At 35.1% G+C, this 26,327-nt stretch carries 24 protein-coding genes and 1 pseudogene; 2 read left to right on the top strand and 23 right to left on the bottom strand.

The genetic code is table 11. The features are described 5' to 3' along the window. Positions 1 to 63: 63 nt before the first annotated feature. From FAR12_RS22270 to FAR12_RS22240, 7 genes are all read right to left on the bottom strand, one after another. Positions 64 to 921: a hypothetical protein gene (locus FAR12_RS22270; protein WP_246010475.1), complete on the bottom strand. Its 858-nt coding sequence runs from the start codon at positions 919 to 921 to the stop codon at positions 64 to 66. A 117-nt stretch (positions 922 to 1,038) separates the two neighbouring features. Further along, positions 1,039 to 1,551, bottom strand: coding sequence for a hypothetical protein (locus FAR12_RS22265; RefSeq protein ID WP_126410961.1), 513 nt, complete (start codon positions 1,549 to 1,551; stop codon positions 1,039 to 1,041). A 768-nt stretch (positions 1,552 to 2,319) separates the two neighbouring features. Next, a complete protein-coding gene (locus FAR12_RS22260) occupies positions 2,320 to 2,886 on the bottom strand; it encodes a class D sortase (protein ID WP_126410960.1) in 567 nt (188 codons plus the stop codon). Between the two features lie 65 nt (positions 2,887 to 2,951). Then, positions 2,952 to 5,363 carry a choice-of-anchor I family protein gene (locus FAR12_RS22255; RefSeq protein ID WP_126410959.1) on the bottom strand — a complete coding sequence of 804 codons (2,412 nt, stop codon included), beginning with the start codon at positions 5,361 to 5,363 and terminating at the stop codon, positions 2,952 to 2,954. 349 nt (positions 5,364 to 5,712) lie between these two features. Then, complete coding sequence (locus tag FAR12_RS22250) at positions 5,713 to 7,161, bottom strand: DEAD/DEAH box helicase (RefSeq protein ID WP_126410958.1); 1,449 nt, start codon at positions 7,159 to 7,161, stop codon at positions 5,713 to 5,715. A 166-nt stretch (positions 7,162 to 7,327) separates the two neighbouring features. Beyond that, positions 7,328 to 7,519 (bottom strand): hypothetical protein, encoded by a 192-nt coding sequence (locus FAR12_RS22245; RefSeq protein WP_126410957.1) that lies wholly within the window; start codon positions 7,517 to 7,519, stop codon positions 7,328 to 7,330. A 247-nt stretch (positions 7,520 to 7,766) separates the two neighbouring features. Continuing rightward, positions 7,767 to 8,540, bottom strand: a complete 774-nt coding sequence (locus FAR12_RS22240; RefSeq protein WP_126410969.1) for an endonuclease I family protein — start codon at positions 8,538 to 8,540, stop codon at positions 7,767 to 7,769. Positions 8,541 to 8,870: 330 nt separating this feature from the next. Between FAR12_RS22240 and FAR12_RS22235 the strand changes: the two genes are divergently transcribed. After that, entirely contained in the window at positions 8,871 to 9,446 is a 576-nt protein-coding gene (locus FAR12_RS22235) for a TetR/AcrR family transcriptional regulator (RefSeq protein ID WP_170972301.1), read from the top strand. An 82-nt stretch (positions 9,447 to 9,528) separates the two neighbouring features. Continuing rightward, a complete protein-coding gene (locus FAR12_RS22230; protein ID WP_126410955.1) occupies positions 9,529 to 10,377 on the top strand; it encodes an oxidoreductase in 849 nt (282 codons plus the stop codon). Between the two features lie 288 nt (positions 10,378 to 10,665). On the opposite strand, the gene FAR12_RS22225 is transcribed toward FAR12_RS22230, so the two are convergent. From FAR12_RS22225 to FAR12_RS22150, 16 genes and pseudogenes are all read right to left on the bottom strand, one after another. Further along, positions 10,666 to 11,298, bottom strand: coding sequence for a copper homeostasis protein CutC (locus tag FAR12_RS22225; RefSeq protein WP_126410954.1), 633 nt, complete (start codon positions 11,296 to 11,298; stop codon positions 10,666 to 10,668). A 112-nt stretch (positions 11,299 to 11,410) separates the two neighbouring features. Next, positions 11,411 to 12,889: an ATP-binding protein gene (locus FAR12_RS22220; RefSeq protein WP_170972300.1), complete on the bottom strand. Its 1,479-nt coding sequence runs from the start codon at positions 12,887 to 12,889 to the stop codon at positions 11,411 to 11,413. 538 nt (positions 12,890 to 13,427) lie between these two features. Next, the gene (locus FAR12_RS22215) at positions 13,428 to 14,114 is read right to left on the bottom strand and encodes a hypothetical protein (protein WP_126410952.1); all 687 of its coding nucleotides are present in this window, start codon (positions 14,112 to 14,114) and stop codon (positions 13,428 to 13,430) included. 20 nt (positions 14,115 to 14,134) lie between these two features. Then, positions 14,135 to 15,535 carry a deoxyguanosinetriphosphate triphosphohydrolase gene (locus FAR12_RS22210; protein ID WP_126410951.1) on the bottom strand — a complete coding sequence of 467 codons (1,401 nt, stop codon included), beginning with the start codon at positions 15,533 to 15,535 and terminating at the stop codon, positions 14,135 to 14,137. A 232-nt stretch (positions 15,536 to 15,767) separates the two neighbouring features. Then, the gene (locus FAR12_RS22205) at positions 15,768 to 17,522 is read right to left on the bottom strand and encodes an SIR2 family protein (protein ID WP_126410950.1); all 1,755 of its coding nucleotides are present in this window, start codon (positions 17,520 to 17,522) and stop codon (positions 15,768 to 15,770) included. A 24-nt stretch (positions 17,523 to 17,546) separates the two neighbouring features. After that, positions 17,547 to 18,764, bottom strand: coding sequence for a phospholipase D family protein (locus FAR12_RS22200; protein ID WP_126410949.1), 1,218 nt, complete (start codon positions 18,762 to 18,764; stop codon positions 17,547 to 17,549). After that, complete coding sequence (locus tag FAR12_RS22195; protein ID WP_126410948.1) at positions 18,765 to 19,085, bottom strand: hypothetical protein; 321 nt, start codon at positions 19,083 to 19,085, stop codon at positions 18,765 to 18,767. Between the two features lie 309 nt (positions 19,086 to 19,394). Continuing rightward, positions 19,395 to 19,685 (bottom strand): hypothetical protein, encoded by a 291-nt coding sequence (locus tag FAR12_RS22190; protein WP_126410947.1) that lies wholly within the window; start codon positions 19,683 to 19,685, stop codon positions 19,395 to 19,397. A gap of 17 nt (positions 19,686 to 19,702) precedes the next feature. Then, a complete protein-coding gene (locus FAR12_RS22185; RefSeq protein WP_126410946.1) occupies positions 19,703 to 21,391 on the bottom strand; it encodes a recombinase family protein in 1,689 nt (562 codons plus the stop codon). Further along, the gene (locus tag FAR12_RS22180; protein WP_126410945.1) at positions 21,354 to 21,905 is read right to left on the bottom strand and encodes a recombinase family protein; all 552 of its coding nucleotides are present in this window, start codon (positions 21,903 to 21,905) and stop codon (positions 21,354 to 21,356) included. Before FAR12_RS22180 ends, FAR12_RS22185 begins: the two co-directional genes overlap by 38 nt. A gap of 258 nt (positions 21,906 to 22,163) precedes the next feature. Next, complete coding sequence (locus FAR12_RS22175) at positions 22,164 to 23,993, bottom strand: DNA primase family protein (protein ID WP_126410944.1); 1,830 nt, start codon at positions 23,991 to 23,993, stop codon at positions 22,164 to 22,166. Then, positions 23,993 to 24,502: a hypothetical protein gene (locus FAR12_RS22170; RefSeq protein WP_126410943.1), complete on the bottom strand. Its 510-nt coding sequence runs from the start codon at positions 24,500 to 24,502 to the stop codon at positions 23,993 to 23,995. Before FAR12_RS22170 ends, FAR12_RS22175 begins: the two co-directional genes overlap by 1 nt. A 131-nt stretch (positions 24,503 to 24,633) precedes the next feature. Further along, positions 24,634 to 25,359 (bottom strand): hypothetical protein, encoded by a 726-nt coding sequence (locus FAR12_RS22165; RefSeq protein ID WP_126410942.1) that lies wholly within the window; start codon positions 25,357 to 25,359, stop codon positions 24,634 to 24,636. Between the two features lie 74 nt (positions 25,360 to 25,433). Continuing rightward, positions 25,434 to 25,670 carry a hypothetical protein gene (locus tag FAR12_RS22160; protein ID WP_126410941.1) on the bottom strand — a complete coding sequence of 79 codons (237 nt, stop codon included), beginning with the start codon at positions 25,668 to 25,670 and terminating at the stop codon, positions 25,434 to 25,436. After that, the gene (locus FAR12_RS22155) at positions 25,667 to 25,990 is read right to left on the bottom strand and encodes a hypothetical protein (RefSeq protein ID WP_126410940.1); all 324 of its coding nucleotides are present in this window, start codon (positions 25,988 to 25,990) and stop codon (positions 25,667 to 25,669) included. The genes FAR12_RS22160 and FAR12_RS22155 overlap by 4 nt, the downstream gene beginning before the upstream one ends. A 12-nt stretch (positions 25,991 to 26,002) precedes the next feature. Next, a pseudogene (locus FAR12_RS22150) lies at positions 26,003 to 26,203 on the bottom strand (JAB domain-containing protein); the annotation flags it as partial. Positions 26,204 to 26,327: the final 124 nt, after the last annotated feature.

Here is a 26,327-nt window from a genome sequence, read left to right as displayed (position 1 = left end):
TCCTGTACTTCTTCCAATTTCGAATAATAAGTTGCACATAGCCTAAATTTTTTTTGCAAACTACTACCTCTCCTCGACCCTACTCTCGTATAGTTTATCAAGAATGTACGTATAGAGGTACATCCCCCATATGGAAATGGATGTGGAGAACCAAAACCATCCTGCCTTATAAATGATTAAATCAAACTTCATTGCCAGCATATGTGCAAAATAAAGCAATAGTATTACTGCGACTTTCCATTTCCATCGAATCCCTGTGAAATATATAACCATGATGGTTACACCAAGTAACAGCATATATGAACTCGATAATAAAACTAGACTACGATCTGTGTCAGATAGAACTTTTTCGCTGAGGCGCTGAATGCCGATTATCCGGAAAATCCAAACAATTGTATGCTGATGCAAAGTCAATAATCCCAGAAAAATAAAAACGTATCGTAGGAACCCATTCAGCCTTGTAAATGTTATTCGATAGACATGCTTCGTGACCCAGAATAAGATCAGCAAAAAGACTACAGTCATCCAAGTTTGATACCAGTTTTGCTTATACACACCTAAAGCGAGAAACAACTCCTCGATTGCACCGTACAGTAACGCAAAGATAAAATACCAGTAATATTTAAGCTTCAAGACGGCAATAAGTAATGCTGTCGCCGTTACTGAAAATTGCGAGAAAATATTCCCTGCGATTGAGTCGTCTGGTGGAGAGTGGGGTAACAGCATTGGATAATAGGTATATGCTTTCAAATAGGAGAGTACAACCATTTCAAAGCAAAATGCCATTCCACTAATGGTAAGATACACTGCAAAGACGGGTTTTCGGTTTGTCACTTTTGAGAAAATAACAATTAACTCTATGATCGTCGTCAATCCCAGCAAGATAAACCAAATGGTATGACTCCAAAAAGCATTGCCCATCAATTAGTACTCTCCTATTCTGCAAGCCAGTTTGGGTATATCATGCCTCACCTTTCAGTGAATTATTATCTTTTTGATTACAGGTCTATAAATATATATATACGTGCTTGAATTGAATCAACTAGTTGATTCTCTTTTATAAGGATGTTTCTTTCCAATAAAGTTCACAAGCTCTATATTCACCGCAAATAAGATCAAATATGTAATGAAGGATAAGTATAATTTCCAACCAGTATATGTAAAAACATGAAATTGCACAGCGGTATATTCTAAAACTATGGCTACCCCTGCAAAAAAGATAATATAAGATAACAACTTTAACCCTCTTGGTTTTTTATACTGATATAAGTTAACTAGAAAATAAGGAACAGTAGGGTATGTTGCAAAATGCAATAATACATCAAATAATTCATGGGTATCATGATCGATCGTAAAATAAAAGTTATAAGGTTTTATACTAATAGTAATATCAGCCAATAAAGCAAGAAATACATTGAATGTCCAAATTATTACAATGGTAACAGCTGACAAACGTCTAGGAACAATAAACATTAGGACTAAAGCAAATACAGTAGAAAAGATAATAAATATCTCATTTTCATCAAATTTTTCAGGAAGAGGGAGTATCACGTCGTATTCACATCTTTCGTTCTATATATAAGTTTTTCTAAGTAGAAGTGGTAAATAGCCATTAACAGAATGATTAGAACGTACCTCAAATAGGAGTAAAATACATTCCAATTTATCCATTCCAAATATCCAATTTCTACGAAATAGACTTCAATAGACACAAGTACGGTTAAGAAGATAAAGAGAGAAATAAGTTTACTAAAAATAGTTCTCCTAGAGAACAGAATATAAAGCAACCATAAAAGTAGTGCAGGCTTCAGTGAAAACTCAGGAATTTTTTGTGACCAAAAAATCAGCTGGCTCAATGGATCTTGCTTTGTTAATTTTAAGTTTAAATTTATGATTATCCCTGTATTTGTTATAAGAATATTAGATAAAAAATAATTACCTAAAAGGTTCGTGACATTCATTTTCTTCGATAAAATGTAGAGAGAAATAAATGATACTATTGCTGTAATGATACAAAAATACAATGTTTTCATATTGGTCACCATCTTTATTCATATGTACACTATTTTTTACCTAAAAAACTAAAAATACACGGTTCTAATGAAAACAAACGTGGAGCTCCATTCCTATCTATTTATTAACGTCAAATATCTACTTTTAAAGAATAGATAACCTATTCAGGATGCCATTAAAACTATTAATATGGGCATAACAAGAAACCTTTGAAATAAATGAAGTGAAAAAGACAACCGAGTAGTTTGGAGTACTCAGTTGTCTTTTATTTTTGATAAAGTTCGCCCTTACATATCGAGAATAATGCTATTTCTTTTCTGCATAAATAATATACCGTTGTGGTGCATTTCCAATGTATCCAAAAGGATAGCACGTTGTTAAAATTAACTCTTCTTTTTCATTTTGAAGAGTGATAATACTCGTGTCATCTGAATCAACTATTTTGGTATCAATTATTTTGTATGAAAACTTCCCATAAGCGATTTCTACTTGTAATTCATCTCCCAATTTTAGTTCTCCGAGCTGCTTAAACACTGTATCACGATGTCCAGATAAAACAATTTGCCCGTTTTGCTCCGGGAAATAGGAGCCTTTATAATGCCCTACACCTTTTTCGAGTTCTTCAGGATCAGTTCCTTCAACGATGGCTAATTCTGCTTTTATTGTCGGGAGCTTTAATATGCCTACCGTCTCTCCTTGCTTTGGTAAAAAGTTATCCTTCGAACTTTTTGAAGGTGACTCTTCTACTATTTTCTTAGCTGCCTCCAAAGTATCATTTGCTTTAACATTGGATTGGATAATCCCCCACGAAGCATAGCCAATAAAACAAATACCGACAGTTAGAATTAAATAACCAACTAATTTACTTTTCATATTCTCCCTCTTATTGCTTTGATTAAGAAAGTTCCCCTTGGGAAACAAAGGGATCTTTAGTTATCTTACACTGCTCTTCTTTTTCTTATATAAAGCATAAATCCACCTAGAACGACTAATATTAAACCAATTGCAATTAGGTTAAAATAGTTTGTTGATGTATCAGGAAGTTGATTTCCAGATTGATTTTTCTTAGATTGCTCCCCATCTGTATTGGAGTCATTTGAATTATTATTGTCTGATTTATTTCCATCTGAATTACCAGCAGAAGATTCTTCGAATACTCCAAATGTACTAAAATGGCTTACTTCTACCCATACACCTCCATTAGTAGAGTCAAATTCAGTAGGAATAATTTTTTCTGCTTTTTTCCCATTTTCGTCAATATAGTAAATGACAACACTTTTCCAATCTTTAACCTTTGTCGGATCAACTTTAAATTTAAGCGTAATCTTATTATCTACAAATTTATCAATGAAGGCTCCATCTTCCGCTTGAATAGTAAAATCATAGACTGGACCGATAGCACCCTCGAATGACTTTGGAAGGATGTTAAGTGTTACTTTTTGATTAATGTCTTTAAGAATACTTAACGGTAATCCAACCTCCACATCACCTTTATTAACCATTACTTTTGCATTCGGATTTGTACTTAAGATCTCTTTAACCTTATCCGTCGTTAATTCTAAGCTTAACTGTGAATATGATGAGAAATCCAAAATGATCTCTCCTTCTTTATTCAACAAGCTCTTATCTAAATCCTTCGAAACTTTGTTAGGATCTACAGGTGGAGTTTGATCATCGGGCTGATCAATCGGTGGCGTTTGTTGAATAGGAACTTGGAACTCATTCACAGAAACTGTACCACTTACCTCATTCCCTACAATAACAAGAGGACGACCTGTTGGACTCAAGTCCTGTGGAACAAATTCAAGACCTTCTGGTGCTACGTCACCCGCAATCTTATCTGAGAAATCTCTACTGTTTATATAATTTGCAAACTGAGTATTTTCTGGGTTGGAAATATCATAAGTCATTACTCCGCCAATTCTTTCAAGTCCAACAAAAGCATAGACCTTATCACCAATCATGCCGACCTTTACATCTTCTGGCTCCGGTCCCTTTTTCGCACTACGCTTGTCCATTTCATCATCATCATTTGACCAGTTAAAATGATCTGGAAAACGCTCTGCTGTGATCTTTTCGAAATCACTTCCACTGTCATAAACAAGTTCCATTGTATCTGCCTTCCAGATTGAGAAAGAACGGCCACCCAATGTGTAAATGGCATCTGTACCGCGATCGGTTAATACTTCAAGTTTGTCATAGACCTCTGAATTTTTCATTCTTTTAAATGCTGTCTGTGCTTCTTCAGGTGTCATCCCTTTGAATTGCTTAGTAAGTGTAATCGAATCCTTCACATCTTCGAAATCGGCTACATTAATAAATTCAGAATCATCCTCGCCCCACTCAGTTGCATCTCCTTCATTACCAGTCACTAAATATTCTACGCCGCCAATATTTACAGAGGCAACAGCATCTGGCATATATGCTCCTAGAATTGGAAGTCTTTCAAATCCAATTTCACCGTTTTTTATAGCATCAAGTTCATTCCCTGACATGGAATGATCTTTATATCCAAGAGATTTTACCGATAGAACCTTGCCTGCTGTGATGTCGATCGTCGCAATGGCATTGTTCTCTTGTAAAGTGACGTATGCTTTTTTGCCATCTTTTGAAATAGCAATGTATTCAGGTTCAAAATCCTTGGTGGCATCCACTTTTGTTCCATTGTTACGAATATGGACATCGTCTGCAATGACATTTACGTCATCAAATTTCACTTGTGTGCTTTTTCCAGAATCAACCTCAACAATTGTAACAGCTCCTTCAGGATCAGCATTTCCAAGACCAAGGCGCGGTTCCGCTTCATCAGCTGATAATATATATTTTCCATCAGCTGTTATTTTGACCATATCAGGCTGTACACCTGCGACATATTCCTGTTTAATTTTTCCATCATAATCTAGAACGACAATTTTGCCAGATTTCGCATGATCTTTTTCTTGAACCGCTACAGCTATAAGATCATAATCGGTATTGATATCAATGCTTGTTAAATCTCCATATGTAAATGCTTTGTCAGTTAGTGCTTCTGCTATATTAATTGAATCTTCTTTTTGGAGCTCTTGCACCGTCTCAGATGATTTTAAATCTTTGAGACTTACAATATCAAGAGTTTGTGCTTGTCCGTTAATAACGTAGAATTTTTCGTTGTCTGAATTGTATTTCACAATTTCAGCAACACCGCCTTCTTCATTCGGTTCCCCCATTGTGTAACCTGCAATTTTTTTAACATCAACTGTATTTTGAATTCCCGTTGCTGCAAAAGCGTTAGTCATTGGTATGCCTAAAACTAGTATTGTACCTGCTAGAAAAACCTTGCTGAACAAGCTGAACTTTCCACTACTCGCCATCTAATTTTCCTCCTTTTTTTCAACCAACCATCTGAATTCCACAAATTTTGACATCTCCCTCAGTTTAATATTTTAATATTTAGAATTTTGTCTCGTTTTGTTAAGATTATATAATTTTATTGTAAATTACTTAAAAATAGGGTTATCCTCTGCATGTCAGCCTACTATTAGGCATCTGAGGGATTTTTGTATGAGAAGGCAACTATGAAATGTTTTTTTAAAAAAAATATTCATAAAGAAGAGCCCCAGAATACTTCTGCGACTCTTTTTTTCACTATATTTTAAACCTAATGTAAAAACTCATTTACTGATTACAGCTCTCTATTGCACCGGTTATCACCAACAGGTTTTAATTCTTATTAGCCTCATATACTTTCAACTGCTTACCTTTTATTGGCGTTTTCTTCATCTTATCCAGCACAATATGGCCTTTATCATTCAATATTTCCACATAAGAAAAAGTATCTGTTATTGTAATGATGCCAATATCCTCGGCTGTTACTCCTTCAATTTTAGCAATTGTTCCAACAAAATCCACTGCTCTAAGCTTCTTTTTCTTACCACCATTAAAGTATAACTTCATAATTTGCTTGTCTAACTTTTCACTTTTTGCCTTTTTTATCGTAGGTTCCATATTCGTTTTTGCTTCAAATTCAGATTGCTTATTTGAAACTTCATCCTTTGAAGGAGCTGTCATCTTCGGGATTTCGAACCCTATATAATCTTCAATTTCATTTAAAAACTTATCTTCAAATGGTGTAACAAGTGTGATGGCTTTCCCCTTTTTACCCGCTCGCCCTGTTCTTCCTGTACGATGAACATAGCTCTCCTTTTCTAATGGAAGGTCATAATTAATGACATGCGTTATATTGTCAATATCAATCCCTCTAGCCGCTACATCCGTAGCAATTAAATAACGGAATTCTCCCCTTTTAAACTCATTCATCACATCAAGACGGTCATCTTGTGCCATTCCACCGTGAATTTTATCACAGTTATACCCTAACTCTGATAACTGATCACACACTGTATCCACTCTATCTTTTGTTCGACAAAAAATGATACAACTATCGGGATTTTCAACAATCGTTACATCTTTAAGTATAGAAAATTTATCGTCTTCTTTTACTGTAATAAGCGAATGATCAATTTTATCTGTTGTGAGTCCCGAAGCTTTAATTTCAATATTAGTAGGTGTTTTCATATAGCGAAGTGCTAGATTCTTAATTGCCTCAGGTAAAGTAGCTGAAAATAGCATAGTAACTCGATTTTCTGGTAACTCTTTAATAATGGCCTCTACCTGTTCAATGAATCCCATGTTTAGCATTTCGTCCGCTTCATCTATTACAAGATAATTCATTCGCTCTAAATTTAAAGTACCTCTCTCCAAATGATCCAACACACGGCCTGGAGTACCTACAACTACATGCGTTTTTTGCTTTAATTCTGTTTTTTGGATCGCAATAGGCTGTTTTCCATAAACCGCGGTTGCTTTAATCCGTTTGAATCTCCCTATGTTTATGAAATCCTCTTTCACTTGAACAGCAAGTTCTCTTGTTGGTGTTAAAATTAACGCTTGCGGTTTATTTTCCTTCCATTCAATTAATTCACAAATGGGGATCCCATAAGAGGCAGTCTTTCCACTTCCTGTTTGTGATTTCACAACAAGATCGGTTTTCTCTAACACAAGAGGTATTACTTTACTCTGAACTTCTGTTGGATTTTTGAATTCTAGGCTTTCCAGCGCTTTTACTATTTCATTACTTAATTGATAATCTTTAAACGTATCTTTACCCATAACGAGGCCTCTTTTATTTTCCAATTATTATTCTTATTATTTCCGTAATAATTTTTATCTTATGCAAACTATCATTATACTCGATCTTCTCTTCACAAATGTACTAAAGCAACTATTAAAGAGTTATCCAAAGATGCGGAATCTATAAATTCCTAAACAAAAAGACCTACCCTTTAGGCAAGTCTAATGCTTGGTATTGTAATTGATACTTTCCGCCTTCTGCAACTTCTGAATGATACAAAGCCCTTAATGCTGAACTTTTCTCAAGTTCATGTTCATCCATCAAATCTTTTAAGCGCTTTTGCAATTCCTTATTGTCTTTGATTAACCGCTTCATTTGCGATTTCATATATTTCATAAGATATCTTATCCTTTCAGGAACATAAGCTCTCACCAAGTATAACTGTATAACTCTAAACAAGCCATTCTCGATCGGATCTATTTGATCTTGGTAAGGAATCTACCTCTTCTAATTTATACATTGTGCAAATCCTTGCTTTATGATGTGGACTCTATATTTCCTATACCACTACAAAAACAGCACAAACCATGTGCTGTTTTTGTAGTGAACGTATTAATTAATACTAAAACACACTAAAATCTTATCAAATCCATTTTTCTGCATTATCCGGATAATCAATGAACGGATTCCGGTTTCCTTGTAAGTCATAGATTGCAAGGTTCCGGTGTTTTTCATACAATGACACTGGAAATTGCTGATGCCACTCTAGTAAAAGCTCCAGATTCACTAGATTATTGTCGATCACTCCAGGGTAACGAGTTATAAAATAAAAGGTGGCTCTTGAAACAATTCCCTTTCCGAATTCAGGCTCAAACTTTCCTTCATCTGCCTTACCGCAGCCTTCCGCGATACCTAAAGTAAGACCCTCTGGAACATAGTCAGGAAAATCATCGTAAGGGCTGTTTCCACGGCGGCTGTTGCATGTGGGATCACAGGCAAATAAATGATGCAAATCCCCCCTCATTGGCTCACGCTCTTCAAACCAAGACTGAGGCACTACATGCTCACAATTCAACTTCACCTCGTCGGCTAAACTAGTAATATTCACACGCCTATCTTCAAGAATTCGTATGTCCTCTTCTATAACAGCAAGCGGATCCATTTCCTTCCCCGAATAGATGCTTTTAAGTTTCCCGTTCTCTTGAAGGTCTACCCATGGATAAACATAACGGTGGGGTGAGTAACTCAGCTTATTTTCATGCGTTTTTTCTAGTAAATCTTGAAGATCTTTTCTATCAAAATCATTCCTATAATACGTTTGTTTGATTACTTCGTCTCTCTCTTCCTCATAATATGGCCGGTTATTTCTGTACTCTAAATAGGCTGTCTTAGCTGTGTCCAATTCTTGTGTCAGCATTTCTTTGTCCCAAATTTTCGGGGTCTGACTCCATACTACACCTTTGGAGATTGCATCAACACTTTCCACCTGTTCTACTTCTCGATTTGGAATCACATGCACTTTACGCTTCATTTTTTCCCTCCTATAGGATTAATTGAAGCCAACCCATGATGTTATTAATAGTTTAACAATTACGAATTTTGTTTTATAGTTACTTTTGACGTGTTCTGATTCTAGTAAAAAATATGGATGAGAATGGACTTCCCGCCGAGATAAACATCCCGATAAAACAAAAAATGAAATTCGTATATCTCTTGACATAAATGAATGTTCATTTATTATAGGAATATGAGAACAAAAGATGAAAATAAAATTATCTCCATTCATAATGCAATTTTTGATTTAGGCATTGAGATTGGTTACCAAAATTTAAGTATCGCCAAAATTGCCAAAAAGGCGAATGTTTCACCAGCAACGGTTTACATTTATTACAAAGATAAGGAAGATATGTTCAGTACCCTGTATTTAAAGGTCAAAGATATCATTGATTCTAATTTATTTCAAAACGTAAATTCAGAACAACCTTTTAAGCTTCAATTAGAAACAATTCTAAAGAACCATGTTCAAGCCATTATGGCTTACCCAAAAGAAAGTGTTTTTATGAAATATATCAATTCTAACCCCTCGTTGATTTCGAAGGAAGCCTATGAAGAAGGGATGAAAAAAGCTGCATACCTTTATCAATTATATGAAGAAGGAGTAGAAAAACAAGTAATTAAGAATGTTTCAAAGGAGCTTATTATAGCTATTACTTTTGGACCATTAAATCACCTGCTTGAACAGCACTATTATGCTCAAACAAAAATGAGCGAAGAAGAAATTAATCAAACAATAGAGATGAGTTGGGATGCAATTAAAGCGTAGATTTTCCTTTAATTGCGTTATTTTTACATCTAAAAAGAATGAATGTTCATTTATTAATAAGTTTATATAAGGAGAGATTGTTATGCGTAATCAGGAATCAAATAACCGCGTGGTTTTAATAACTGGAGCATCCGCTGGTATGGGAGAAGCAGCTGCAAAACTATTTTCAGAGAAAGGCTATGTTGTCTATGCAGGCGCGAGACGGGTAGATAAAATGGTCCATTTACAAAAACTTGGGGTAAAGACACGCTATTTAGATGTTACTAGTACAGAATCTAACCAGACTTTAGTTAATGAAATACTTCAAAAAGAAAAACGAATTGATATTCTTATTAATTCGGCTGGTTATGGTTCATTTGGAGCTCTTGAAGATGTTTCACCTGAAGAAGCAAAACGACAATTTGATGTAAACGTGTTTGGTGCTGCTAATTTGACCCAGCTTATTTTGCCAACTATGCGGGCTCAACGTAGTGGAAAAATTGTTAATATATCATCGATCGGCGGACAGATTTATACGCCTCTTGGGGGATGGTACTACGCATCAAAACATGCTTTAGAAGCAATGAGCGACACGCTTCGATTGGAGATGAAATCTTTTGGAGTTGATGTCATTATTATTGAACCCGGTGGAACCGCTACAGAGTGGCAAAAAGTCACCAATGAGCATATGCTAGCTGCTACTTCCATGGATTCTCCATATCGAGCGCTAGTAGAACAATTTGCTTCCATGGAAGAAACAGGATTTGCGACATCGGAGGATATAGCCGCGTTGATTTATAAAAGTGTAACAGATCCCAATCCAAAAACGCGTTATCAATTACGTTTTGCTGAAAAACTAATTGTCATATTGGCACGAAAGCTTCCTTATAAAATGTTTGATAGAATCATGTTATCTCAAATGAAAAGGTTGTCCAAAAATATATCTGAATAATGGGATATAGTGTCACATTATCATACGAAAAACAGTTGTAAAATCTTGCTATTATACTTGCAACTACTCTATTTGGAAAAGAAAGAATCACTTCATATATATCTAGAGATGCATGATGAAATTGACTGTATACGATTGAATTAATTATCGATGGCGGACTGTCTATTAAAGAATAAGCCCTACTTAAAAGCCATACCTCATCTTAAATAGGTATGGCTTTTAAAAATGAATCCCAAATATATGGAGCGGACTCCACTAAAAATAAGATTTCTTGAAGTTTAAGAAGCCCTACCCGACTATTTTTGTCCCATGTGCTTCGCTAACATTTAATGCGGATATGATTAAATCAAGGTTTTTATTCGTAATTCCACCACCAGGGAGGATAATAATTCTGCCATCTGCATAGTCTATATATTCCTTCAATCTGCCTAGGTTATCCTCGATGTTCGTGTTTGAAGGACCTCCATGAGTTAAGATTCGACTTACCCCGTTTTTCACTAGCCAATCAATCGCTTTGAACTGATTTTCAGAGCTAATTTGGTCAAACGCCATGTGAAAAGTTACCTCTAGTCCTTTTGCCAAATCAAGTAAGGTGAGCATAGCCTCTTCATCAATCCAGCCTGTGTCATTTAAACACCCGAACACCACTCCATCTGTTCCTAATTCCTTCAAATGGACAAGGTCCTTTTTCATCATTTCTATTTCTTCTTTACTATAATTAAAATTTCCGCCTCTTGGCCTTATCATGGACATAACCTTAACGTTTTTATCGTGGCAGTATTTAATTGTTATTACCGCTACACCAGGACTTACTGTTGTACCACCTACTGCAAGGTTGTCACAAAGTTCAATCCTATCAGCTCCATTAGCAATAAATTCAGGGACATTCGTAAAATTCTCTACCACAGCTTCTTTAAGCATATTTACATCCACCTTTATGAATTGCATTTGAAGAAATCAACATTTACTATTGGTATGGCTCCCCGTAACGTAGTTAAATTAGGTTTATTAATAATTTCTTCTTAATTGTTATTCATCTGAAGTATTTTTTTCTTTCTTCGGAATTAGCTGGCCCATTAATTGGAAACTCATCTATAGGTACAAGAATAATCTCCTTGCTATGATTTTTTTTTATGAAATCAACTGCAGTTTCTGCGCCAGTAGTATATGATTTGGCAACTAGGTATCCGCTTTCTATATTCCCCATATCTAGGTAAGCAAATAATTGATAAACGTCTAAACCTGAAGCCTGTCCTCGTTTAATCTCCCAAGCTTCTTTATCAGCTAGAATATCGATACTTCCCGCTAAACCTTCAACAACATATTCCGTCTTAACATCTTTTTTAGGTTCGATCTTTCTAGTTAACAAATGATGTTTTAATCTATCTCGTAATAAGTGTTCAGGTAATTCAGTAGGATCATTTTTCCTCTCCAGTAATTTTTCGGTTTCTAAAAATGTATTAATCTCCGCTAATAATTCATTAAAATTTTTATCTCTCACAACAAAATTTTTAGTAGTTGATGTTTTAAAACCTTTGACTAAGTCAATCTCACCACGTATATAATTATATGCATGATGTGGTACCTTAATAAATTCTAACTCACTAAATTGTGTAAAATTTATAACCCTATTGTGAGCTATTAAATCAAATCCTTGTTTATTTATTGAGACATTATAAGGTTCATAATTTTTAGGAGGCTCCATTCCTAATTCAACATATTCCTCATTTGTTGGAGCATATCCAATAGTGAATTTGGCTTCCCATCCCTTTCCTTTAAATTTTTTCTGTAGATGTATTGGTTTATTATTCCTCTGGTTCGGATGGAAATATATAGGTTTCAATTCTTTTAATTCCCAGCTTTGTATTAAATACGGTAGTCCATCATTGTCTAATTCATCTATATCTAATAAGTTTAAAATGATTCTCACATCAGAAGTGCCATTATTCAAAAATCTACGATACTTAGCACTTAAATATGGTACAACCACCATAGTTATCTTCTGTTGCGATTTTGGTACTAAATCTTTTAAATTCTCAACACATATTTCCGTTCCTGATTCCCAAGGTACTTCTATTTCTAACACTTCAAGCTTTCCAAATTCGAATTTGTTAATATAATTTGCTTTATCCACTTCGTTTGATTTTGTAACTAAATACTTTAAATTACCCAATGAAGCAATTGCTTGTTTCATACCTAATCCATGTTCGTTTAGAGTCGTTCCGCCTGAAAAACCAGCTGGAGAAATTGCTCTCCCTAAATCTACCGTTTTAATACCTTTACCATTATCTTTTATAATTAGATATGAATTTTTTTCATTATTAGAAATTCCAATATCAATTATTATTTCTAACTGTTTATTCTCAATGTTTGCAGATATTGAATTATCAATTAGTTCTGATATTAATTCTATAAAATTATAATTATTATTTCCTAATTCACTAAAAATATTATTTGATGGCTTTACTTCTATTTCTTTTGTTGTAGTTTTGCATTGTTCTATAATTAACAACTTCTTCTTCCTCACTTACTTATTATTAAGGTTCACAAACGCCCCTATTTATAAATGTAATTAGTTTACCTCTTGTATAGGGCTAGTTGATGAAGCATAATATCCTAAATACTCAGAATTCTATTAAATTACACTTATAAACTTTAATAATTTATTTTTCTCCACCTTCATTATAGAATAATTTTATTTTTATGTGCGCTTTTAATATTATAAAATTGCTGAAATAAGCATGGTAATTGAATTTTTACTTGAGACTCCATAAACTTCACTAGTAAAATGATATTTTTCTTTTTTAGGAAATTTTTGTCCCGGACCATAATCTGATTTCATCCAGCAAGCTTTCTATAAATCTCATGGAGTCACTTAATTTCTCTATCACCTTTTAAAATATAATTCTTCAATCCCCTTGCATTTAAATTTAACCATATGTATAAAAAAGAAATCTAACAACTTTCAATGTTAGATTTCTAATAAATTCTTTTAGAAATAAAACCGTAGTTTTTGAAAATACGGTTCACTGTGTGTATCTAAATAATATTTAAATATATTGTAATTCATTCTTAATTTCTTCTTTTGATAAATAGGTAACTTTATAATGTGATAATTGTAATTCGTAGAGATTTTCAACCAATTTTTCAGATTCATTCAAGTAATTTTGATAAACTTGTTTTAATTTTTTTGAAAAATTGAGATTATATTTTTCTTTAAATACCATTGCCCTCAATAAATTTAATTCAATTTGAGGATTTTCTTCTAAAGTTATATCCAATTTACATTCTCTAACAGAACTTCTGAATATTTCATCATACAATAAAGATTTATTAAAATTGTATACAATACCATCAATATTTAAATATACAGATTTAGCTAAATTTTCTTCACTTGGTGATAGATTAGTATATTTAAACGCCCATGTATTTTCCAAATCCCAAATATCAAACTCCAGATTTGATATTTTAATTTTATACCCACCAAATCTGTTCATCTTATATTTGTATTTATTTATTATCGAATCAAAAATATCTTTATTCTTAAAATTAATAGCTATATCGAAATCACGAGGCATGGGGGGTTTATCTGGGAAAAGGCATATGTCTCTTATAGAACCACCAAAAAATAAAAGATCCCCTACATTTGATAATTCTTCAATAAAGTTTAGGGTCCTTGAGTCCTTACCAAGAAAATAAATCAGTTGATTTTTTATATTTTTCTCGTATCTACTCATCTTAATCCCCTTTCATTCCTTTATGGTAACTTTACTCCAAGTAATTCCTGATGAAGATTAACAGCATAGCCATCTGTCATACCTGAAATGAAATCTGTTACTAGCATTAATCTATGATACAAATTTATATCTTTAAATTCAATAGATGGTTTACCTTCAGCATCTATCTTTTGAATATGTTTGAAATTTTTAGATATCAAATGAACTAATTTTTCATTTTTATTCTTTGATTTTTCACCTGTTTTCACATTTGTAACGGCATTTACAAAAAGACTTAATAAATCAGTTATTACTCTATCTCCAACTAACTCTAAAGTTAAAACTTCTTTGTTAGAGAAAACTTCCCTTCTCGCGAGTTTCTTTAGATATTCAGCTAAATCCTTTGCTTTAGAAGCATATATTAACTCACCATTAAAAGTACAATTCATTATATCATCATAGTTTTGTTTGAATGCATCTACCACTTCCATAAACATGATTCCCTGAACTCTTACTTTAAAATTCTGTACATCAATTAAGTTCTTATCAGGAACCTGATTATCTAATGCATCAGTTCTATACGTTTCGAGCATTTCGAATAAGTCAGGATACTTATCCTCAAACTCTATTTTTATTTTTTGATACTCTGTTTCCCAATCAAATACACGTTTCTTAACTGCATCTTCAATATCTGCAGTTAAATATGCCATATCATCAGCTGCTTCTACTAGAAAGGTAGCCGGATGTCTACAACCATCAATACCAACATTCTCCTTAATCTTTTCGAATAATTGTTCTTCTGCCTGAAAATAGCCGAACTTTTCCTTCTCTTTTGCTTTTAAATCATTAGATGCCCAAGGGTATTTCATTAGTGTAGCTAAAGTGGCATATGTAAAATTAGCACCAAACTGATCGTTTAAGAACTGTAATCTTGATAATATTCTTATCGCTTGAGCATTTCCCTCAAATAATAGAAAATCACATTCCTGTTGTTCTGTTAACTTACCATATTCATTTTCTGCTGTTCTATATTCAGGTGTTTTAAACCAATTTTTGAACCAATTTCTTATAATATCTTCTCCATAATGTCCAAACGGTGGATTTCCTAAATCATGAACCAAACAAGAAACTTCAACCAAAGACGCTAGCTGTTTAACCTCCATAAAATCTTTAAATACTTCCTTTTCTGTATGTAACCATTCTCCTATACTCCATGCTAAAGATCTTCCTAAAGCAGCAACTTCTAGTGAATGTGTCAATCTGGTTCTTGTAAAATCATTTCTTTGCAGAGGAAAAACTTGAGCTTTATCTTGTAGTCTTCTTAATGAAGACGAATATATTATACGTTCATAATCCTTATCAAATTCGTTTCTATGTGGTAATTTTTCCGTTGTGGTTTCTCTCTGTCTATCTGAACATAATAATTTTTCCCAACTTAACATTTGTAACCCCCCTCTATTATATATATTTCGTTCGACATTTTTTTTATAAATCCTTTAATTTTTAGAGTTCTATTAATAAATTTCTTAATATACTAAATTATCTGCATAAACCTCTTAACAATAAAAAATTCCCTTATTAAGGGATCTTTTTATTTGATACTTAAATACTTTTATAAAAACTTCACTTTCTTATGATAAGGCTCACCGTGATATGTCTGAATGAGGTTTAAACTTATTTCTCTTTCAAATAGGCTTCAACAAGACCACGTCCGCTAAAATACGTATCCTGATTTAAGTCCTCTGATAATCTTCTTAATGATTCAATAAAAAGGCTCTTACTGCCCTCAAACAATACAAGCACTTCCCAGTCAGTTACAATAGAACCTTCAGATAAAAACTGCTCTATATGAGTCCTATCAATTTTATAACCAAAAATGCCACTATAATAATCATAGTTGCTTAAGTATCGATGTTTTAATGAACGTAAAAATTCAAACAAATCGTAATGAATCATGTATTCAACACTATCAAATGCCAATTGACTTTCTTCAAAAACCTCTTCCATAAAAGGGAAAGTAAACATAACTTCAATGGGTAAATGATACGGTCTTTCTGGTTGTAATCGTTGAAAAGCATCATATAAATCTCTCCGTGGAGAAACATACCAAGAAAAAGCTTGTCTGCTATGAAGTCTATCTCTTACTTTTGGTTTCATCATAATTTCATCTAAAAGTTTATATTTTCTCCTCATCGTTAATGAAATTCCCATACTATAAAAAACAGCTTGCAGTGGTAGTTGCTTCAATCCTAATAAATACACTCTTCCATCACTGCCTTTTATCGATGTAAATCTTTCTAACGTCTCAATTAGCAATCGTTCTTGAAATTCACCTTTACCATAATAAGCAAGTATTGATGATAAAACGGAAATAGGTTTTATGATGACTTTTATTTCTTCAATCCATTGTTTCATTAGTTCAATAGTTACTTCTTGATTAGAATCAAGTTTATTAATTTTACCAATAACGTCACGTAATTCATTAGTAAACAAATCACGAATAGCCGGTTCATCATCATTTTGAATATAATCTTTTAATCTTTTAATTTTGACTTGAATATTTTCTGGATTAACCTTCTTCAAATTAGAAATGTTAAATACAGCTTCTTTTATTTCTCGGAAGAAATGGTCAGCACCTCCAGAATCTATTACTAAATTGGCATCCCTGAAATTAATTAGTTCTTCTGCTTTTTCATTAATTGATTCAGAAAAAGAGTGCCAGTACCATGAGTACCTACGTCCCTTAACACTTTTAATCGTGTCTCTAAGCGCTGTATCCCACTCAGCCGACCAACCTGATATTATTAGTCCATAGTCATCAAAAACTTGCTTTAATAACCCCGATAGATTAGAGGAATAGCACTTTAACTCATCGGTAATATTTTTAAATCTTGTGTCTCTGTAATCGCCATGAATTTTTAGTACTGTACAGTCAGCATGTGCTAAAGGTTTCATTCCTTCTATGTCTGAATCATGGTAAAGTGTTTGATACTGTACATTCAATTCATCTAATGCTTGTTCAATTAAGCGGTCAAAGTTTGTTGTAACAATTACTTTTATATAACCCTTTTTTACTAATTCCGCTATTGATTTATGGGCTTCAGTTGGTACCTTTCTTCCTTCCTTTAGGTCCTCTTCTGTAGGTTCAAAAAATTCTTTTAGTAGTCCATTCCGCTCTGACGGTGTTTTAGCTAGCATACCTATTACTTCATCGTATAAAGGAGGGGTTCCGAATTTTTCTTCATACCATTTAATTTCATCTGGCTCTTCTGAACCATCTACTTGCATAATTCTTCTGCACAGCTCTTTTAGAACGCCCCATCCTGTAGGGATACCTGATGAATAGGATATACCCGAACCCAGCAATAAGGCATAAACACCTTGATTTGCTTCAACAGAAAATGATAATGACATTATTTTATCATCCAATTTTAAGTCCTCCTTCTTGTGTTATTAGAGCTCTTCATAGCCAAATTCTTTAAATAATGTATCTAATCGTTGCATTATGTAATCATGTGCTCTTTCAGTAACTTGTAGATGGGACTTCTGTCTATGTGTGTAAATAATTTCATTGAAGTTTGACTTCGGATTAGGATACAAGTCTGTTTGCAGCTCACGAGCTAACTCCCTTAAAGTGATACCATTTTTAATTGGTGCTTTTAGAAATTTCCCACTTAAAAGCTCAACATAATAAGGATATCTGTTCCTATCGGCATTAGATGAGGTTTTATCGTTGACAACATTCCGCTCTGAAAAACCAGAAGTGGTTGCATAACCTACTATTATAGGAGTACCTTTGTCCTCTTTATCCGTACTCACCATTGTCATAAATAAGAGCTGACCACTTTTTATTCCGGATGGTGGTTTTGGAAAGAATGTGCGCTTCCTATGTTCCTTTTTCCTTCTTTCGAAATAGGTTAAGTTGTTGGGTATGCGATTTTCACTGTTACCTTCAAATTTCAACCAAATTCCAGTGTTACGTAATTGAATTTGGTTTTCGGTTTCTTCTTTGAGTATTTCCTCAATAATGTCCTTTTCTTCCTTGTTATCTATTGGTTGCTGACTATGCAAATCAAGAGTTGCTCCCCACTTCACTCTATTAGGCTGGATTGTTACAGGTAATTCATTTTTTCTAGGCTTTTTTTGCGAATGGGCTCTTCCTGTTACTGCATCATCACAATAAGGTTTTTCTTTTGCAATAAGCTCCTGGGTTATTTCCCATTCACCATGATTCTTGATGTCTTTAAGTAGACCATCAAAATAATTATTACACTCCACGGAGAATTCACGCTCTTCTTCCATGAAAATTCCAAACTCATGATTTTTATAAAACCCATTAAAAGTAAAATTAGCTGAGCCCATTATTATTGATTCATTATCAAAGATGTAAAGCTTGGTATGAAGACCTTGAAGTGCATACATCTTCACACCAGCCTTATTAAGTAACTCTAATCCGGTAATACTGCTAACACCCTTAATAAAATCCTCTCTATCAAAGCGTGTAATTAACACACAGTCTAACTCATTATCCGTTTCTTCAATAAAATTAACTAGGGCTAATGCTGTTTTATAACCGATGAAAGGAGAAATAATTCGAATCTTTTTCTTAGTTGAATCTAATAATGAAAAGAATGTGCTTCCAAAATTTTTATCTAAAAAACTAATTGGCATTTATGTTCCCCCTTTTATTGCATAGTGCAGTTGTATATCTTCATCACAATTTAAACCTATTCTGATGATTGTAATCTGACTTAGCTTGACCTCTTCAATAAATTCCAAATCTAAAGTATTAATCGAAAATTTTTTTATCTCATCATCTCCCTCTAATATTACCATATTTTGATATATACCTAGTATGAAGTTATCGAGTTCTTCACCATTGCTAAGATATTCATAGAGACAATTAAACTCGGTGTTTAAGTACTGTAAAAATTCATTTGAAATCTCACCTGAAAGGTTATTAAGGTCTGTCAAACATTGAATCCTTTTCATTAACGATAACTCCTTGAAGGGTTCTGTGTAAGCTCTGATACTAAACAAGCTACAATTCCAACCACTGTTCCCATTAAAAAATATTGCATTACTATTCCCCCTTTATTTTTCAAAATTAGTGTTCTTCTTCACATAAACGTAAATAGATACGCCAAACGCCACACCTGCTTTGAATAGGTCAATTGGTGTCATACTCTCACCTCCTTTACCGGGAAATCAAACACGAAAAAAGAGACGAAAACTCTTATAGAGCAACCCTCTCTAACTTGTAAACGTATTGATTGTTCTACCTTTCAGACTGCAAGTACTTCATACGAAGGTAATAGGCTTAACAAGTTCACCATCTTTCAGCAAACCAATTCCGATATCCTTTAAACCATGCTTATCCTGTAATAAGTACACAACGTTCGATGCACCGCCATCGTAGAAGAATACCCAACATGTTAGTTCTGGTTTGTTTTCATCTGGAATAGTAGCCTTTACCGCTTCGTTGCTTATGTCATTTACTAAAAGAGTTCTAACATCCGCTTTCCAGTCCTTCCAAGCTAAATGTGGGTGATGCTCCTCCATGTAATTCCTGAATAATTTAATAATGCTCATAAGTTATTTGCTCCTTTTCATAGGTCGATTAAAATAGAAAAAGGGGGAGAGAACTCATCTGTAATAGATGAATCCTCTCCCCCTTTAAAGGTGAAGTGTTTTGCAACTTCTTTATTGAGTTGTATTTGTATCGTATCAATCTTTCTGTCCTCATTGATGGTGATTTGACGGATGAGCAGGTGCATCAGCCTTTTCCTCTGCTCCCTAGTCAATGACTCTTGATAGGCACTTTTGAAGTTTTGCATGACCTGTTTGACCATTGAAAAGTTTATGAGTTGTGTACCACCTTGCCCCATCTGCAGTTCAATTGGAGAAAGCCTCTCTTCAAGTCGTTCCTTTTCTTCATTCAAAGTGGATAGCCGCTGCACAAGGTCTGTTTTTTGAATCAAATCATCTTCGTACAAACCTAGGACCTTCTCTTTCTTTTGTTGATTGGATTCTAGTGCCTTTTTCAAGGTCTCATATTCGTGTTGAAGCGGAGAAGAATCTTGTTCTTTCTTACTATTAATCCGTTCAACAATTTGCTCTATAAGCTCGTCACTTGTGGCTATGTTTGATAGCTTTTCAAGTACATGAGGGTCTGCATAATCCGTTCTTACTCCATTCGAGCGACAAACCGCAGAACCTTTGTTCTTCCAAGCTCCACATACATAATACTCCAGAACCTTTTTTGTTCCGTCTTTGAGTGTATTCGTTGTTCTCCCAATCACCATTCCTGCCCCACATGCAGGACATTTCATGATACCAGTCAGCGGGAACTCGCCGTCATGTATTCGATTAGGCTTGCCGCTTCTGCTCGCCATGACATTTTTTGCTTTTTCCCATGTTTCTTCTGAAATGATGGCTTCGTGCTGCCCCTTTTCAATAACAGGGTGAGGATTGATATTGTTTCTTCTTTTCTCGTTCCAATCTCTCCGGACATTGTAACGTATAAATCCTGCGTAAAGGGGATTGCTTAGAATCGTTTTTACCCCGTTGATGGAGAAGTCTTTGTTCTTTTTTGTCCGGTGTCCTTCATTGTTGAGTTTGTTTGCGATGGATTTGTAACCATTCCCCTCAACGTAAAGGTCAAATACCTTTCGGACCGTTTGTGCTTCTGTTGGATTAACAACAAGTGTTGAGAGTTTTCTCTTACGGTTTTCTCCTGAAACACTAATGACATCATAACCAAGAACCTGACCGCCATTCCACGACCCTTCTTTGGCTCTTGCTAACATCCCCATTTTTACGTTTTGAGCGATGTTATCTCGTTCAAATTCTGCAATGACTGCCAACATACGGAACTGCATTTTCCCCGCTGGAGTTTCCGTTTCGTAACGCTCCGTAAAAGAACGAAAAACAATGTTTCTCATTTCCAGTTCTTCAACAATATTAAGTAAGTCCTTTGTCTTACGAGAAAAGCGGTTCACCTTCCAAACAAGCACTAAGTCAAAGTCTTTACCCTTGGCATCATGTAGCAATTGTTGCAAAGCAGGTCGTCCCTTAATGTTTTTCCCACTTTTACCCCTATCCACGTATTCCTTATGGACAACATAACCTTCTCGCTCACACATTTCCCTTAGTACTCGGACCTGTTCATCAATACTGTAGCCTTCTTCAGCCTGTTCTAATGTGGAGACTCGGGCATAGATAGCCGCTCTTTTCTGTGTTCCAGTTCTGTTAAATTGGTCAAGCTGGTCGTCGAGCTGTCTCGCATAGTTCGGCATCAAGTTCACCCCCTTTCTTGTTTTCATCTTCAATTAACCAGCGTGCTACCTGTGACAGCGGAATCTCTTGCATGGCTGCTAACCTTAGATGTCTAGTATTGAGTAATTTGCAAATGTATTCAAACACTCTCACTCCTTCTTCTGTAGAAGTGTCGAAAGGTTCCAATACTGAACAAATCTCCACACCATACCTTGCAAGCTCGCTTTCTATTTGTTGAAGCTCTTCCCCATCAGGAGAAAGCGTATATACATCCCAAACAACAACTACTCCGAACAAACCTTCAGCAGCATCCTTCAACATTTGCTTCAATACTTCTCTTCTTTTCTCATGAGATTCCGAGCTTGGTTCCATGTAGACCCTACTGACTTGATATCCAACCCGCTCACACTTTTCTTTTAAGACCTGGACGTCTCGATGAATTCTGTACCCCTCGGGTTGGGTCCACGATGTATTTCTTGTGTAAATTACTATCTTGTCTTGGTTCTGCTGTGCAATTTCATCCCTACTAATCATTGAAATCTCCTCCTTTGGGGTGTTTTGTAAGGTATTCTGTGACCATTTCTGCTAACATGTCTAAAAGATTTTGATATTCGTAGATAGAACCTTCTTTTTCGTTCATGGCAAGCTCTCCTCGTCGTAGTAATAATATATATTTCATTTCTTTGTAAGAAAGTGGGGGAGGGGTGGTTAGCTAAAACAAAACTTTTTTCATGGATTTTAAGCTTTTGGTAGTGAGTAGTTTTTTGCTTTTCACACACCCCCTACACCCCCTTAGAACTGAATAATATCGCCAGCAAGAGTAGGGAACTGTAAATCTTCCAAATCTATCAGCTTTATTCCGTCATAGTAGACAGTTCCTTTGACTTTCTTCTTCACAATCGGAATATTTTCACTGTCTAAAATTACTTTGAAATAGCGCCAAAATACTTGACGTGATTTCGTTCCTTTGTCGTCAATCCCCTGAACATTTAGCCATTGACTATACATATTGTAGAAGTCTGACTGTTTAGTGCGAGAACCGGCCTCTTGGACCACATGAGAGTGAAAAAAATCTCTCACTGGATTTTGCTCATCGTAGTAAGCACTTTCGGTTTCTTCAATTGCTTTACAGGCACTGAACTGATAGTTATTGCTTCTCAACCGTTTCAATCCTAATATCGCCCAATTAAGAATTCCAGGCAGTTCTTTAAGCAGTTCGTCTTTTAAATATACGTTTCGTTCTTCTTTCTTAAAGGTTCTTGAGAAAGGTACGATAATAAGTTTTCGGAAATAGCCTTCTGTAACGTCTGATGAGTCAGGAAGGTTGTTGACTAGAAACACCAAACGGCAGTATGGACGGTAGCTAATCGCAGGACGATACTTAATGTTAATAGTGATGTTATCTCCACTAACAATCGCCTTGAAGTTTTCGGTCTTAAGTGCCTTACCACCCATTTCGTTCTCAGCAGATATGTTAAGTGACTTGCCAATCATGCTTTCCATACCAAATTGGTCATTAAACTTAGATAGTGGTACGCTGCTTACGTTTTCTGGTCCAACTAATTCAGTTACTATAGAAGCCAGTACACTTTTTCCATTGGCTCCACTACCATAGTAATAGACCGCTTTTTCTGCTTTGGTTTCTCCAGTCAGCCAGTATCCAATCAACTCTTGATGTACAGCGATTAGTTCATGATTGTTGAGTGTAATATCACGCATGAAATCATCAAACTTAGGTGCGGTTGCATTCGCATCATAAGGAATTGGAATTTGAACTGTAGAAAGATACTTTGGTGAATGTTCATGTAGCCTGAACGTAGACAGATTTAACATGCCGTTCTTTAAGTTGATAAAGTTGCGTCCTGTGTTCATCTCTTCAACAATAGGTGCTTCACGTTGGAGAGCTCGAATAATCTCAGTTTCAAATGTGCTTTTCCAACTGTTCCATCTACCCTCATGCATCACTGCCCTGATTATTTTTCCGAGATTCACTTCAGAAAGCTCTTCATATACACCCATTTTGTTGTATAGAAATAGCCTTCCGTCTCTTGTTGAACGCACATGGCAACGCTTGAGGAAATGCCTTGCAAAAACGTTGGCGTTGAAGTGGTATCGTTTCTTTTTGTCATCGTAAAGAAACCCTCTTTCTTCCGCCTTTCCAACCTTCAGAACTTGCCCCAGTTCCAAAAGCAACGCTTCCGGAACCAGTGAGTCAGTAATCAGTTCAGTAGACTTGAATCGTTCTAAAGACTTGTGTTTAGGCATATCGTGGACATGTTCCATTAAAGCAGAGAAGAAAGATTCTTCCTCTCCAGCCGCCTCCATGCTAATAGCAGTTACCAATAAGGATTGTTTTTCTGGAACATCAATCTCCTGAACCAAAACTCTAAGTGTCTCCGAAGATTCTAGCAATCTTAGTTTGCTGATTGGATGCTTTGATAAAAAGTTGTGAGCTTCTTTTTTATCCAGACGAACATTCTCATTTTCACTTACTTTTACCTGTGCTACATCAAATCGCTCGTTTGCTTGATTAGGGTGGGTTTGAGAAGCACTTGACTCCTCACTATTTGTATTAGGTTTACTTTTGTGAATCACCGGTCGCCTAACCTTTTTCAATGCCATTACGCCACCTCCCCATACAATTCAAATGAACTGCAATTAATAATCTCTATAGGCTCGTTGTCCCTTGCACCAAAGCATTTTGAGTTAAATTCAGGAAAGAAGTTAATTAAGTCATTACTTACAGACTTCACTGAATCTTCAGGGTCATCCATGTAACAACCATCTTGAATCTCAATTCCCCAAATTCCAGTCTGGTTTAGAAACTCTGCAAACTCTAGCTGTAACCCAGCGTATTGCCCTCTATTCATTGCCATTTGAAAACCCTTAGGGTAGAAGTCAATGACCAACATTTCTTCATGAATATTTATTCGATTGGCACGCACCTTCTGAACCATGAGGTCTTTTACTAATCGTTTGATTTGTCTTTGTACTCCATCAGGAGAAGTTCCTTCATTAATTGGAACCTGAGCTGCTAAACGGTAGATTGCGTTGACACCATCATAGTGGTCGTTCCTTGCAGCAGTAAGGGATGATATTGCAATGTGGTAGTTATTTTTTTTGTGAATCATAAACTTTACCTCCGTAGTTGTTTTTGTTTACGATTCTCATTGTATTTGGGAATTAATGAACCATCACGGAAAGATTTTTGAGGAAATGCACGAAAAAAATTCCTTGACATAATAAAAACCTTCTGAGCCATTTAACGTTCAGAAGGTTTTTGTTTTATTAGCTCTTGTATCTCTTGTTGAATAGATGGGGGAAGTTCAAGGAAATCTACCGTAGTATACATCTTCTTTTTATTTAAGTGAGGATAAGAATTTACTACTTCAAGAAAGGATTCTTGGAATAGTAACTGCTGTTCTACTTGCTGTCTATACAAAGCACTTAATATCCTTAAGTCATTCATATATTGTTCCTGAAATTCTAGCTTTGACTTTAGGCTGCTCAGGTCATCGAATAGAGAAAAATCATTCTTTACAATGCGCATTACCTCATTAATATTTTTCTCGCTCTCCAAGTAATAGTCATCACTCATTTGGTCTTGTAGCCAGTCTCCAAATAACTTATTGTCTTCATCTGTCAACTTCTGGATTTCAATCTCTGCCAAAATCTCAATTAAGGTTGTCAGAGCTTTTTCATCTGTTTCTTTCTGTAATGTTTTTCCCTTAACCAGTTTTTTATTTAACAGGTCTAATGCTTCCTCATTTTTGGGATTTTCTAATATATTTCTAATTAACTTGACATAGGCATCTAGTTGCTCTATCGGTGCTTCAAACCTCTTAGTTGGATGCCCCAACATTTTACGGACTTTATTTATATGACTTCCAATTCTCTTTCTATTGGATTCAAACACACTGGAATTAGTATCTTCGTCTCCATAAACTTCTTTCGTTAGGTCTGTTATGTTAAAAGTTTTCTTAGACACCTTAAAAGCCGCCTTTCATTAAATCATTCTCAAAAAAAACCGGAAATGAGAATCCGATTTTCAACTTATACTCCTTATCTTACACTATTACATTCTATATCAATATCTCCTTCTAAGTAATCCACATACCACCAATCTTCATACCCCATTTTTCGTTGATATATATTTTTGCTTTCAAGACAAATCTTTATTTCGATTTCTTCTCCCTTATCTTTCGCTGTAAAATAGACAAAAGACCAATCTTCCATATCAAAGGTCACCTGCTGATAGGAACGTTCTTCTAATTCATTAACATACGCTGTATATATCATTTCCCATTATCCTTATCTCGCAGTAATACTTCTTCATGGATTTTCTTCCCATTATTTAGACAAATTAAAAAGAGTGGTTGGTTCGTATCAGCATTAGCTGCTACGCAAACCAACCACTCATGTTCTTCTTTATTGTAAACACAAGAATGAACCAATACCATTTCAGGAGAAATACTAAGTAATTCTTCTGACACAAGATTTTCATCAAGTTCCTCTTTATACAAAAGAACTGACTCCTCACCAACTTCTTCTTCATCAACATCGATTCCAAATTGTGAAGACATGAAGATAGCGAAATGTTCGGCGTTATAGTAACACATTGACCTTCCCCCTTATATATATCCTTTTTCTTTCAAGGATGTGTATTTTCCCTCTCCAATAATGAGATGGTCCAACAACTCAATACCCATCAGCTTTCCTGCTTCAGCAAGACGTTTTGTAACTTCCACGTCTTCTCTTGATGGAGTGGTTTCACCAGAAGGGTGATTATGAGCTACCATGATGCTCGCTGCAGATGACAAGATGGCTGATTTCATGTAGGGTAAGAACCCAGTGCCTTGCTTAGTTTCCTAAGTAGGTTTCCAAGAACTCCCCCCCAAACCGTACGTACTCCTCTCAGAGTATACGGCTTTCCATTTATCAATCTAACTTCCCATT

The organism is Bacillus yapensis (assembly GCF_005280205.1).
GTDB lineage: Bacteria > Bacillota > Bacilli > Bacillales > Cytobacillaceae > Robertmurraya > Robertmurraya yapensis.
The sequence above is the reverse complement of the archived record's forward strand: the minus strand, read 5'-3'. Positions and strand labels throughout refer to the sequence as shown.